The 12841-nt window shown below is 63.6% G+C and carries 10 protein-coding genes; 3 read left to right on the forward strand and 7 right to left on the reverse strand.

Annotated features, from left to right (window positions below; all coding sequences use genetic code 11):
- Positions 1-3: 3 nt before the first annotated feature.
- The 4 genes from AACH10_RS23870 to AACH10_RS23885 are packed head-to-tail and all read right to left on the reverse strand — an operon-like array spanning position 4 to position 4287.
- The gene (locus AACH10_RS23870; RefSeq protein WP_341413055.1) at positions 4-1308 is read right to left on the reverse strand and encodes a hypothetical protein; all 1305 of its coding nucleotides are present in this window, start codon (positions 1306-1308) and stop codon (positions 4-6) included.
- 5 nt (positions 1309-1313) lie between these two features.
- Positions 1314-2105, reverse strand: a complete 792-nt coding sequence (locus AACH10_RS23875; RefSeq protein WP_341413056.1) for an outer membrane lipoprotein-sorting protein — start codon at positions 2103-2105, stop codon at positions 1314-1316.
- Complete coding sequence (locus AACH10_RS23880) at positions 2105-3568, reverse strand: ABC transporter permease (protein ID WP_341413057.1); 1464 nt, start codon at positions 3566-3568, stop codon at positions 2105-2107. The genes AACH10_RS23875 and AACH10_RS23880 overlap by 1 nt, the downstream gene beginning before the upstream one ends.
- Positions 3565-4287 carry an ABC transporter ATP-binding protein gene (locus AACH10_RS23885; protein ID WP_341413058.1) on the reverse strand — a complete coding sequence of 241 codons (723 nt, stop codon included), beginning with the start codon at positions 4285-4287 and terminating at the stop codon, positions 3565-3567. The genes AACH10_RS23880 and AACH10_RS23885 overlap by 4 nt, the downstream gene beginning before the upstream one ends.
- A 192-nt stretch (positions 4288-4479) precedes the next feature.
- Between AACH10_RS23885 and AACH10_RS23890 the strand changes: the two genes are divergently transcribed.
- The gene (locus AACH10_RS23890) at positions 4480-5142 is read left to right on the forward strand and encodes a hypothetical protein (RefSeq protein ID WP_341413059.1); all 663 of its coding nucleotides are present in this window, start codon (positions 4480-4482) and stop codon (positions 5140-5142) included.
- A 142-nt stretch (positions 5143-5284) separates the two neighbouring features.
- On the opposite strand, the gene prsT is transcribed toward AACH10_RS23890, so the two are convergent.
- A complete protein-coding gene (prsT, locus tag AACH10_RS23895) occupies positions 5285-8218 on the reverse strand; it encodes an XrtA/PEP-CTERM system TPR-repeat protein PrsT (RefSeq protein ID WP_341413060.1) in 2934 nt (977 codons plus the stop codon).
- Between the two features lie 486 nt (positions 8219-8704).
- On the opposite strand from prsT, the gene AACH10_RS23900 reads away from it, so the two are divergent.
- A complete protein-coding gene (locus AACH10_RS23900) occupies positions 8705-9592 on the forward strand; it encodes a PEP-CTERM sorting domain-containing protein (protein WP_341413061.1) in 888 nt (295 codons plus the stop codon).
- Positions 9593-9895: 303 nt separating this feature from the next.
- Here AACH10_RS23900 and AACH10_RS23905 read toward each other — a convergent pair whose 3' ends face one another.
- Positions 9896-10975, reverse strand: coding sequence for a nitroreductase family protein (locus AACH10_RS23905; RefSeq protein WP_341413062.1), 1080 nt, complete (start codon positions 10973-10975; stop codon positions 9896-9898).
- On the reverse strand, positions 10972-11856 hold the full coding sequence (locus tag AACH10_RS23910) for a ThiF family adenylyltransferase (protein WP_341413063.1): 885 nt from the start codon (positions 11854-11856) through the stop codon (positions 10972-10974). Before AACH10_RS23910 ends, AACH10_RS23905 begins: the two co-directional genes overlap by 4 nt.
- Positions 11857-12168: 312 nt before the next feature.
- Here AACH10_RS23910 and AACH10_RS23915 point away from each other — a divergent pair, with 312 nt between their 5' ends.
- Positions 12169-12795: an XrtA/PEP-CTERM system exopolysaccharide export protein gene (locus tag AACH10_RS23915; protein ID WP_341413064.1), complete on the forward strand. Its 627-nt coding sequence runs from the start codon at positions 12169-12171 to the stop codon at positions 12793-12795.
- Positions 12796-12841 lie beyond the last annotated feature (46 nt).

The raw sequence follows: 12841 nt of genomic DNA on the forward strand, positions 1-12841 counted from the left end.
CGCTCAATGGAAAAGCGTCACGATCACCTGGAGCGACTGTCGGTTAGGAATGACGCCGTACTCGGAGCGACCGTTGCCGCTGGCCTGCCACCATTGCAGCGCGCCATCGATGCGGTCCCAGTGGTAGCGCAGTTCGGCCCAGGTGAAGCGGCTGCGGTCATCGGCGTTGACCCGCACGAAGCCGTTCAGATCCAGGTTCTTGGTGCCCAGGCTCTTCTGGCTGACATAGACCAGCCAGGCGCCGCGCGAGGCGTTGTCCTGGCGCTGCTGGGCATCCAGCAGGTAGGCGCCCAGCACGTCGGTGCCCTGGGCGGCCGCCGCATCCCAGACCGCGCGGCTTGGCGCAGCACCGTCGTGCGCGTACTCGAGCGTGATGGCGGTGCGCGTGGGGGCGGTGTAGGTCAGGCCGCCCGTCCAGCGGCTGCGCACCGACGACGGCGCGGCCTCGCCCAGCAGGGCGGCCAGGCGGTCGTGCTCGCGTCCGCGCGAGTACTCGCCATGGGCCACCACCGCGTCAGAGAGCAGGGCGGTGCCGTTGGCGCCCCATTGCGGGCCACGCCCTTGCTCGGCATAGCCCAGCAGCTGCCAGCCGAGCCTGTCGCCACTCTTGCCGCTCCAGGTGAGCAGGCCGCGGCGCTGGCCGTTGGTGGCGCCCAGGTCCAGGCTGAAGGGGGCGTCGCTGCGGTGATCGGCCAGCTTCGGTGCCAGGGCCAGGGTCAGGCCGCCATCGGCCCACAGCCGCTGGGCCCGCAGCATCACCGTGCCCAGCCGGTTCTCACGCAGGGCCAGCGGATCGGCCGTGGCGATGGCACGCAGGCTGTTGGTGCGGAAGTAGTCGGTCGGGTTGGTGCCGTAGGCCGGCCCATTGCGCAGGTTGATGCGCCCGAACTCGACCACGGTCTGCCCGCCCTCGTCCTGCCAGCTGGCGAAGGCTTCGCGCAGGCTGTTGGTGGTGGCCCGTTCGCCGGCATCCACCGGGTGCATGTCGTCCAGGCGGTTGGACAGCACGATTCGCCAGCCCGGCGCCGGGCGGAAGGTCTGGCTGTAGTCGATCGAGGCGCGCCGGCTGTCCAAATGGCCCAGGCCGCCGCGACGCCAGAGCTGGCCGGTGGCCAGTTCGCCATACAGCCGCATCGCGGGAGCGGTGGTCTCGGCGCGTGCGGCTGGGGCGGCATCGGTCGGTGCCTCCAGCGCCAGGGCGTCGTCGTCGGCGGCCCGGGCCGGCGAGCAGGCTGCCCAGGCCGCCAGGGCCATGGCCGCAGCGGCGGCGATGAAGGGTGTTGACGGGCGTCCGGCGGCGATGCGCATGTTGTTCAATCTCCCTGAAAGCGCGGCAGGTAGTCGCGCTGGAACCATGACGTGGGCAGGTTGCGCGCCGCGTAATCCGAGAACCGGACGATGGTGACCGACTGCGGGTTGATGCCGTCGATGATGACCGTCTCGGTGGGGCGGTCGGCGCCCAGTTGCGGCTGGAACTTGCGGTAGTAGGCGGTCTTAAGCAGCCGGCCTGAATCGGCCATGAAGCGCGCCTTGAGCGGAGCGCGCGACTCAGCGTCGATCCACAGCTCGATGGCTGCGTAGGTGGAGTCCTCGCTGGCGGCCGTCAGCATCAGCTTGACGCTCTTGCGCTGCTTGCGTTCGCCGTCGGCGATGGTTTCCTCGGCGGCCACCGCGGCCTTGTAGTCGCGGGCGAAGTTCACCGTCACCACATCGCCGTTCGAGGCGTCGCCCAGCAGGCGCTGCTGGGGCGAGATGCGCACGCTGGCCTTGGTGCCGGGGTCGTAGAACCACAGGTCACCGCCGTTCTTCAGCAGCAGCTTGCCGGTGTCGCGTGCCGGCTGCACGAAGCGCAGCAGGCTGGCGAACTGCCCGTTCGACTGTTCCATGGTGCGTGAGTAGCTCACCAGCTGGCTGGTGTCGACCTGCTGGCCCTTCTCGAACTCGGTGAGGGTGACGGTCACGCGAAACGGCTGGCCCGGGTTGCGGATGGCGTCGCTGGCGACCAGCAGGGCCTGGGCGTCGCCGGCAGCGTGCAGCGGCCGGGCCAGCGTCAGTGCCCCCACAGACAGCAGCGCCCGGCGCGAAAGCTTCGAACGGATCGACATCAGATGTGCCTCAGTGCGTCGACGATCTTCAACTGCGCGGCGCGCCGCGCCGGCCACCAGGCCGACAGGGCGGCCACTACCACCAGGCCGATGGCGGTGACCGCCAGCATGCCGAACTGACCCCAGACCCGCACCGTGAGCGGCAGGGGCTCCGAGCCGCCGGGCGGCAGCCAGGTGAGGTGCAGGCTGTTCACCACGGCCGAGATCACGAGCGCACTGGCCACACCGGCTACCGCACCGGCCACCCCCAGCAGCAGGCCCTCGGTGAGGAACAGCTGGCGGATGCCTGCCTGGCGCAGTCCCACCGCGCGCAGGGTGCCCACCTCGGTGGTGCGTTCCACCACGGCCGCATTCATCGTGTTCGTCACGGTGAACAGCACGATGCCGCCGATCAGGGTGAAGATGAAGCCGAAAATGGTGTCGAAGAGTTGCACCGTCTGGGTGTAGAAGGGGTTCAGCTCGATAAAGTCGAGGATGGCCAACGGTTCGCCGGGGGCCACCCGCTGCAGCAGGGCCTGCAGGCGCTGGCGCACATCGGCCATGTCGGCCGTGTGCACCAACTGCACCATGATGGCGGTGGCCCGCGGCTCCGTCCGGCCGAAGACCAGCTGCTGCGCCTGCTTGAACTGCAGCACGATGGCGATGTCGTCCAGTTCCTTGGTGCCCTGGTTCTCGGCCGCCACCACGTTCAGTGCCGCCACATTGGGCGAGCCACGGCCATGGCCCGACAACAGCTCGATCTTCGCATTGGGCACGGCGGCCACCGGCGTCGCCTCGGACTTGGCCGGGGTGCCGGGCCTGGCCTTGTCACGGCCCTTGGCGGGTGCCTTGGGCTGCGGCTTGCTTTCCATCTCGGCCAGGGCGGCGATGTCCGCATCCAGCGCCGGGCCCTTGGCCACCTTCTCGACCTCGGGCTTCGGGCAATTGGCAATCTTCAGCGGCTCGCACAGCAGCAGCACGCGCGCGACACCGGTGCCGACGATGGCGGCGTCCGCGGCGGCGCCGTCCAGCAGGTAGGTCGGGCTGACTTGCGCACTGCCGAACTCGTTCCACTGGCGCATGCGCGTCACATCGCCGGCCACCAGGCCGGTGCCGATGACGGTGCGCGACACGCCGGCGTCGTAGTTGCCGGCTACCCCGCCGAACTGCAGCATGGGCGACACCACGCTGATCTGGCTCTTGAGCGCTGGATCATCGGCAATGGCCTGTTCAATCGCGCGGTGCTGGCGGATGGCATAGGCCGTCGGATTGCCGCTGCCGTACAGGAAGTAGTCACGGTGCTGGATCTGCAGGTGGCCACCGTTGCGGACGTACTCGGTCAGCATGGCCAGACGGATGTCGGCCGTGTAGCCGCCAAACAGCAGCAGCGATGCCGCTCCGATCGCCAGCGCCAGCAGGGTGGCCAGCGAGCGGCGCCGGTTGCGCAGCAGGTTGCGCAGGGCCAGCGATACGGTCTGGTTCATTCGTCGTCCTCGACGACGATGGCATCGCCCTCGGCTGCCATCGGGCGCGTGGCCGGCGCGTCAACCGGTGCGGGATCGGCCTTGCGGATGATCTTCTGGATGACTCCGTCACGCAGCATGATCAGGTCGTCGGCGGCCTCGATCAGGCTTCGGTCGTGCGAGGCGAAGATGAACGAGATGCGATAGCGCTCCTGCATGTGCCGCATCAGCTGGATGACCGCGGCCCCGGTCTGGCTGTCGAGGTTGGCCGTCGGTTCGTCGGCGATCACCAGCTTGGGCTTGCGTGCCAGCGCGCGGGCGATGGCCACACGCTGCCGCTGGCCCCCCGACAACTGTCCGGGCAGGTTGCGCGCGCGGTCGCCCAGGCCCACCAGATCGAGCAGCTTCTTCACGCGGCGCTGCCGTCGTTCCGGGGGCATGCCCGCCAGTACCAGCGGGTACTCCACGTTCTCGAAGGTGCTCAGCACCGGAATGAGGTTGAAGCTCTGGAACACGAAGCCGATGTTCGCCGCACGGAAGTCGGCGAGCTGGTCGTCCGTCAGCGACTGGATGTCGGTGCCGGCCACCGTCACGCTGCCGGCGTCGGGGCGGTCGATGCAGCCGAGCATGTTCAGCAGCGTGGACTTGCCACTGCCTGAGGGCCCCAGCAGCACGGTGAAGTGTGCCGGCCGCACCAGCAGGTCGATGCCCTTGAGCACGGGCACCTCAACCTCGTCCATCTGGTAGGTCTTGTGGATTCCGGAGAGAAGGGCAACAGGTTCAGTCACGGCAAGCTGTATCGGCAGAACCTGGGTGGGAGTGCAACACCGTGCAGCGCCGGTGGCAGTGGGCAGGTGCCGTCCGTGTATTCTGACCGTTTGTCCGGCTGCCGGCGGCAGGTGCCGTCCGGTTCTGCAAGGGGGATGCACACGATGAAGGCCACTGCACTCGACTATCTGCTGTCCACGCTGGTGATCACGGCCCTGGTGCTGGTGGCGCTGGCGGTACCGGTGCTGGCGCATGCCCATCTGGTGGCGGCGCTGCAGCCCTACCACGTGCTGCTGGAGCCGGTGCTGTTCCTGCTGGGCTACGGTCTGGCCTCGGCCCTGGCCGTACGCCTGCTGCTGCACTGGCGGCCCCTGCCGGCGGGCACCTACGACCAGGACGCACCTGAGTTCACCCACTGGAAGCTGGTCACGGTCACGTACCGGATGGGGCAGGGTGCGCTGCGGCCCTTCATCCCGGTGTTCCTGCAGCCGGTGCTCGAAACGCTGTTCGGCGCCCGGGTAGGCCGCGACGTGGCCCTAGGTGGGGCCATCGACGACCCCTATGCCGTCACCATCGGCGATGGCAGCGTGCTGGGCAATGCGTCCCTGGTGTCGGCCAACTACATCGCTGGCGGCAAACTGGTGTGCGGCCCGGTGCGCATTGGTCGCGACGTGACGGTGGGAGCCAATTCAGTTGTCTTCCCGAACACGTTGATCAATGACGGCGCGACCCTTGTCGTCGGATCAGTTCTGATGTCTGGCTCGGTGGTCGGCCCGAATGAGGTCTGGCGAGGTAATCCGGCACGGAGGTGGACAGCAGGGCCGTGACGATGCGTCCCGGCGAGGGGGGCATCCGCCTCGCCGATGCACCCATGCACCGCTCCCGATTGGGTGGACAGCCAAAGCGACGCCGCCACGCCGCCACGCCGCCACGCCGCCACGCCGCCACGCCGCCACGCCGCCACGCCGATCACGAAGCGGCCAACCTCTTCAACTCATTGATTTCTTCCACCAGGGCAGGCGCTGGCCGCCGCTTTTCAGCCTCGACAAGCGAAGCCTTGCCAGCGACTTTGTCCCCTGATTTCAACTGGAGGCGTGCAAGAGTAACGTAGTAAGAGGGCACATCCGGCGCCTTGGAAACCGCTAATTGGGCATTCTTGATGGCCTTGTCAATTTGGCCCTCTGCGGCGAGGGCGAGAGCCAGCGTGTCAAGTACCGCGGCGAAGTCTGGGGCTTCAGTAAGTGCGCGTTCCGCCAGAGCGACAGCGCCCTGTTTTCCCTCTCGCACCCGAATCCATGCGAGATTGTTCAGTGCCGCAACATGTTTAGGATAGGCCTCAACGATCTCAGAGAACAGCTTTTCGGCATTGGGCAAGCGGGATGCTTCCAGCTCGATGTTACCTACAAAGAACTTGAATCCGATATCTTGGGGGTTTTTTTGGAGCCACTCGCCCGAGAATTTGCTTGCTGGCACATCTCCCTTCAATTCCTTTGTCAGCAGATATACCCTCGATGGAAGGTTGAGTGGATACTTTCGCGAAAGTCCCGCTCTGTATGTTTCCAAGGCCTCAGCTTGACGTCGCAGCCGCAGCAATATGTCACCCGCAAGCAAGTGGCCAAGTCCGTCGTTTGGCCTGTCGCGTTGAATAGCTTTGGCAGCATCAAGAGAAAGTTCTGGCCGCTTGTTGTTCAACCCTAGCGCAATGAGTCCTCGCGACGCCTGCATGTTCGTCGGATCTAACTCCAGCGCTCGCTTGAAACTCTTTTCCGCACGCACGGATTGCCCGGCGATCACCTCGGCCTGTGCCAGTTGCGCATAAGCCTTGGAACTCGAAGGCGCCTTATTGACAAGCTTCTGTCCGGTGGCCACAGCTTGATTGACGTCGCCAGTCAATAACTGTGCAGTCCCCAACATCGAGAGTACGGAAAGATCTTCTGGTATCGCTGCGGCGGCTGACTGTGCCGCATCAAGCAGCCCCTTGCTGTCGTTGCGTTTGAGTAGGTACCCCATATATGCCAAGCGCGCGCTCGAATCGCTTGGGTTCGCGGCAATCGCCTCGCTGTAGGTCTTCAGGATAACGCCATGGCTTGCGCCTCGGCGCTCCTGACTACTAGCGACGGCCAAGCGAGCGCTGATTGCTCTGGGATTCTTTCCAATGAACTCATTGAGCCGCACTTCGGCCTTCTCCGAACTGCCTTCAAGTTGGTCAAGCGACGAAAGTGCAAGCGCAGCCGCGGCGTTGGTGCCGTCGATCCCGAGAGCTTGCTCGAAGCTGGATCTGGCGCCCTTGAAATCCCGCTTCATCATCGCCAATTGCCCAAGAAGCATCGCGGGTTGGGCGCTCTTGGTGTCCTTGGATTGAAGCAGGTCGATTGACTTCTTTGCGCCGTCAAAGTCGCGCTTCTGGAGTTGGGCGGCAATCAGCGCCATATCGGCGATGGTGTCGGCGGAATTGGCGGCTGTGTCCTGGAGCAATGACAACGCCTGGCTCGGGTCTGACCGCATCTTGATCATTGCGATCTGGGTCTTCACGTTGGTGTCATCCGGAGTCTTCGCCAGTGCCTTCGAATAGAAGGTCTCGGCTTGAGACGGGCGGTTCGCCGCCAAATGGGCGCCGCCGGCAATGACGAAGAGCTCCGTGTCCTGGGTATTGGATTGAATCAATGGGGCCAACACCTCAAGGGCTTTGTCGGGTGCGCCTTCGCGCACCCACGCTCGCGCCAAGGTCTTCCGCGGCTGTGCAGTCTGTGGCGAGATAAAAATGGCGCGTTGCAACTGTGTGATCGCGTTGGCCGTGTTACCAAGCTCTAGTTCGATGCTGCCAGACAGCGCGAGAACGTCGGCATTTGCAGAAGCAACTTTCAATAATGGCTGTAGCAGTTCACGAGCGCGTTGATAATCTTTCTTGTGCAATGCCAAAATGCTCGCCGTGAATACGCTCATCGGATGTTTGGGCAGCGCCACTATCATCGCCTTCAGGGCGGCGTCGGCTTTGCTGATATCTTTTTTCAACAAATGCAGTTGCACAAGACTTGCATGAGCTGAAGCGGTTCGAGGCTGAGCTTCGACGGCTTTTTGATATGCGCTCTTGGCGCCGTCTATATCACGCTTGCCATAGAGCAGCAAATCGGCGCGCGCCAGCCAGATCTCAGCGCTTTCGCCGTCTTTAATGCTTTTTGCTGCCGCATCAAGAACCGCAAAGGCCTTATCGAGGCGCCCGGCGTTGGCATGGAGGCGTGCCGCCAGCGCGGCAGCCCGCGCTTGGCCAGGGGATGAGGCTAGGACCTCATCGACCATTTGAAGTGCCTTCTCAGGGCCGCCCAACCTCAATTGAGCAATAGCCATCAACGTCTTCAGTTCGGCTTGAGCTGCCTCCTTTTTCAGGGCGATGCTGCTATATTCATCCAGTGCGACTTGATATTTTTTTCTTTCAACAAGGGCGCGCGCGAGAAGCGGGATGACATCGTCATCTCGAGCGCCTGCCTTTCGAGCTTTTCCGAGTTCGATGGACGCATTTTCGTATTCGCCTTGCTCAAGCAAGACGCTCGCGAGTTGGACTCGCGCATCGGCGCTTTCTGGATGCTGTTCCAGTTCGCGCCGCAGAATGCTCGCCGACAAATCAAGATTCCCCTGCTGAGCCGCTTGCCGCGCTTGGGCAGGCGCGGAGTCGGCGCTCAAGCGATCTCCGCAGGCGGCCGTGAGGATTGCGAGCGCCCCAACGGCAGCAAGAGTCAGGCCGCGCCTATTTTGGCCGGGCCACGCGCTTTCATGATGACGGGTCATGTCGTATGCGGTCTTCGTTCGAAGAGAAGTTGCGAGCTGAGCATAGGCGATCCGCCTCAATGCGTGATCCCTCAAGGCCGAATGCGCAACGGGAACTGCTGATGTCAAGGCGACTTTCATCCCAATCGCATCGCGACAAGAACTTCAATCGCAGGGGGGGCGTTGCTCCAGTTTATGCGGGCGCTACTGCATAAGATGCACACTGCATTGGTGGTGTACCTCGCAACCGACGAGGTGTGGCTTACTCCACGAGGTCGGCCGGTGGGTGGGTGTGTCTGTCAACGGATCAAGTCTCTCCCGCACGACGCAAACGGCAGCATACGTTCGGTTGCCACGTCGGCGTTCAGGCGCCTGAGCAGGCGCCTCGGCGGCGAGGCGACGGCTCAAGTACACAGAACAGCGGCGTAACGCCGGGCCTAACTTCTGTCGAAATTGCTTACATGGCGTCGCTATGACTGACCGTAGTCTTGCGTAAGTTGTTGACGGAGCATCGAAATTTCACACTGGCACGGATGTCGCTTGCAGCATTTCAGGCGGCTGCTCAGTCACGACGTCTTCAGGTGGGCTGTAGGGCTGGCTACTTTTTTGACTCCGGGAAGGAATGTTATGTCCAAGCTTTCAAAGTTCGCGGCGGCGGTGCTGGCGCTCGGCGCCGTGGCTGCTCAAGCCAGCGTGGTGATCGATCTTTTCGATCAACCGAGTACTGTCGACCTTGACGATGCGTCGGATCCAAATTTTAAGTACGTCGCCAAGGACAAGACCGTTAACTCGAAATTCACGTGGGCGACCCAGTATGGCCCCACTGGAGGGGCCATCGGTTCCTATCGTGATTTGGGTGTTAGCAAGACTAACGGTACGCAAAGTTCGAAATTGTTCGTGGCTGATGGCTACCTGCAGTTTGCAAATAATCCTCTCCAGTCATCGACGGGTGTGGTTCGCTGGGATGGTGCGGGTACGGGTGCCGGCACGACCGGTGACATGACCGGCGTGACGGACACGGGCAATGCCTATACAGGGCTAAACTACACCGGGCTGGGTGGTGTGAATTTGGCGGCGCAGGCTGATCAGTTTCAGTTCACCGTGCTGAGCTCTGATTTGGGGTTCACGTTCGCTCTCGAGGTGTACACGGATAGCACCCATTGGAGCCGGATCGTGTTTGAGTCGCAGGCTCATAGTTTCCTGTCACCTTCTGGAACCCCGATTCCTTTTACCGCTTTCGGCGCCTGTGGTTACAGCGACCCCTCTGACAGTGACAATGATGACGTGCTGTCGGTGACTTGTGGCTCTGGTGGGGCGGTGGACTTCACCAGCGTCGGCGCGATTCAGGGCATTATCGATTACGCCGGCTTGACCAATGCGGCCAACGGCAAGTTGGATCTAGATCTGACTATCGACAAGCTGGATTCTTCTAAAGTGCCTGAGCCCGGTTCAGTCGCCCTGGTCGGTCTTGCGCTGGCGGGTGCTGGTGTGGCGGCGCGCCGTCGCCGCAACTAAAGCCAAAGCGTTTGATTGCAAATTATACTTAACCCGGTTGGGTTTGGTGTAATTTGGACCGGTCTTATCTGGCGCGCAGACAGGCTGGCAGCGGAGCCCCTTGGTGGGGCTCCATTTTCTTTTGAGCCAGAGTTTTCTTGATCTGTAGCAGTTAATGCTCTTATGTCTTGGCGGGTGAATGCCTGTCTGGCGTGGGGCGCTCGTTGTATCGCCTAATTGCTTCGCTGGCTGCCCGAAAGAACAGCGGCTGCGTCAGATTTGCGCTGGCGCGACGTTGAAGATCAAGTGGAGGTGTCAAATCGGTTATGAGTGACGCTGCACCATTTGCGACACGGCCCGACGCACGGAGCGGGCGCTTGCCGGTGTTCCTGCGCCAAGCCGACCAAGCCAAGCCACCCGTGCGCTGGGCAGCTCCAGGCTGGCATCGGTCAGTTGGGCCAACTTCGCGCCCAACTGCCTGAGGAAGGGCTCGCGTGTGAACTCACGCTCTTCATGCACATACCGGCAGAAGATAAGTGGTGTCAGTTCAGGCTGGTGCTGCAGGTTCAGCGACGTAGCCGTCAGCCAGAAGCGCTGGACGGCCCGTCCCGCGGCCACATAGTCGTCCACATTGGAAAGAGGTGACGCGGCCACGAGGGCGACATGCGCGGCGCAGCGAAGGGAGGGTATGAAATCCATTTGCAGCCGCGGCATCACCGTGCCGGCTAGCCATTGGTTCAGGAAGTGGACGCGCTTCCAGTCGGCCAGGGCCCAGCGCATCAGCTTAAGGGTCATGGCGTCCAGACCCAGCGCGGCGTCGGGGACCCGGTCTGCACTGAAGCGTGCGTCCCAGTCGATGACCGAACGATGCACCTCGTAGGCTTCCTGCATCGTCAGCCGGAGCTTGGCATTCGCGAACATCAGCCGCGCCAACTGCCAGCGTTGGGCGGCGCTGGCATACCAGCGCAGGCTGTAGCCGGCCGGCAGGCTGCTCTCCAGCGTGTGGATCTCGGTGGCGGTCAGCGGCCGGGTGCTGTAGGCACTGCGGTTCACGCTGCGCCTTGGGATGGCGGATAGCAAGGGGTCGGGCCGTCGGCCTTCGGCAGTTGAGAGCCGCACATCGAAGGTCGGTATGGTGTCCGGCGCGTCGCGGCGGCGGGAGACGTCAAGTTGCAGCGACTGTTCGCTCGCTGCGATGTGAAGCGTCTCGATCAGCGCGCCGATGGCGATCTGGCTGGGGTGGCCATCCAGGTCGTACACGCAATGTGTGCGGGTGTCGAAGCCATGGATGACGAAATTATCCGGGGCGATGACCTCAAATCGCCAAGGCTGGGTGTTATCGCCACTGGGGGCCCAGCGGCCCAGTTCGATGAGCCGAGGGATGGCGTCGGGAGAAATGCTCATGCTGCCTTGTCCGCTTTCGGCCGGGACATCAGTTGCCGCCGGCCGATGGCCAGGGCCAGGCGCTGGATGGGGTTGCGGTGCCCGCCCGGGCGCCAGGTGCGCGCCACTCGGCCGGTGTAGGCGTCGAACTGGGTACCGTGCGGCGCGAGCCGCACCGGGCCGCGCTTCAGTAGCAGTTTCAAGGCCTCGGTGCCGGCCACGCCAGCGCAGATCTGGCAAGCCATCGAGGTGGACGGGCCGCGTCGCCGGGCCAGGTCGACGGCCCGGGCGTCCACCAGATAGCCACGGTGCAGCATGGCGGGCGCCAGGCCGATGGCGAAGCGCAGGGCCTTTTCCACATCGGGCAGGTCACCCCAGCCGAAGTAGTCGTCGAAACTCATGCCGCCAGGGGCGAACACCAGCAGGGCGGCGCCCATGCCGATCGGCCCCGCCGTGATGGCGGGAATGCCCTTGGCCGCGCAGGCCGCGAACACGGCGCGCCGGGCATCAAAGGCGAAGAAGTCCAGGCCGTCGATGTACAGGTCAACTCCGTCCAGGAACTCGTCTAGGTTCTGCTGGCCGATACCCTGAGGAAACTGCCGCAGGCGGATGCCGGGGTTGATGTCGAGCGCCTGCTCGGCCATAACCTCGATCTTGGGGCGGCCCACGGTGGACATCATGGCCCCGGCCTGGCGGTTGAAGTTCGGCAGGTCGAAGCTGTCGAAGTCGGCGATGTTGAAGGCGCCGATGCCCAGCCGCGCCAGCGTGACCAGATGGACGCCACCCACCCCGCCCATGCCGGCAATGGCCACGCGCTTCAGCCGCAGGATTTCCTGCTCATGCTCGGCCACCCATCCAATGTTCCGGGAGAAAGCGGCCTGGTAGGAGAAGGGGCGTGACATGTAAGGTGATTGCAGCGTGTAAGGCCGGGGGGGGCGTGATCGGGTGAATCGGCCGCGGGCGGCGCGGCTGCACCTGAGCGGCTGCCGGGGGCCTGCGTAGCGTGAACTATGCGTCCTAGACGCCGCGCTGCGCGGCGTTCACCCCCCAGTCCGCAATAGATGTGCCGAAAAGCTATGACATCATTGCCGCCTTGGCAGGACGCTCCGGACAGGGCAGGCATCCACACCGCCGATGTCGGAGTCTGTGATCATTCCGGGTGACTGGCCCGTCGCGGGCTCACCGACCTCCACAACGGAAACTACAACGTGCGCATGTCGTTCAACACACGGATTCATCGCTCCTGGCTCGCTGCAGTGGCAGTGTTCTCTGCCCTGCTGGCGGGTTGCGCCAACCAGCCGGTCTACCCGCCGGCTCCTGCCAGCGCCAACGTACAAGACTATACCTACATCATCGGCGCGGGCGACGGCGTGAACATCATCGTCTGGCGCAATCCGGAACTGTCGATGTCGGTGCCGGTGCGGCCCGACGGCAAGATCGCCGCGCCGCTGGTTGATGAACTTCCGGCCCAAGGCAAGACCTCGTCCGAACTTGCCCGAGACATCGAGAAGCAACTGGGCAAATATGTTCGCGATCCCGTGGTCACGGTGCTGGTGAACAGCTTCGTGGGGCCGTACAGCGAGCAGATCCGGGTGGTGGGCGAAGCTGCCAAGCCGCAGTTCCTCAATTACAAGAAAAACATGACGCTGCTGGATGTGATGATCGCCGTGGGCGGCATCACCGATTTCGCCGACGGCAACAAGGCCTCGATTCTCCGCACGAGCGAGGGTAACAAGCAGTACTCGGTGCGTCTGAAGGATCTACTCAAGCGCGGTGATGTGTCGGCGAATGTCGAGGTGAAGCCGGGCGACATCCTGATCGTGCCCCAGGGCTTGTTCTGACCTGTGGTTTGCTCATGTCCAACTCATTGCAGTCTTGAAGTCGGGC

Source organism: Pseudaquabacterium inlustre, assembly GCF_038066595.1.
Taxonomy (GTDB): domain Bacteria; phylum Pseudomonadota; class Gammaproteobacteria; order Burkholderiales; family Burkholderiaceae_C; genus Pseudaquabacterium; species Pseudaquabacterium inlustre.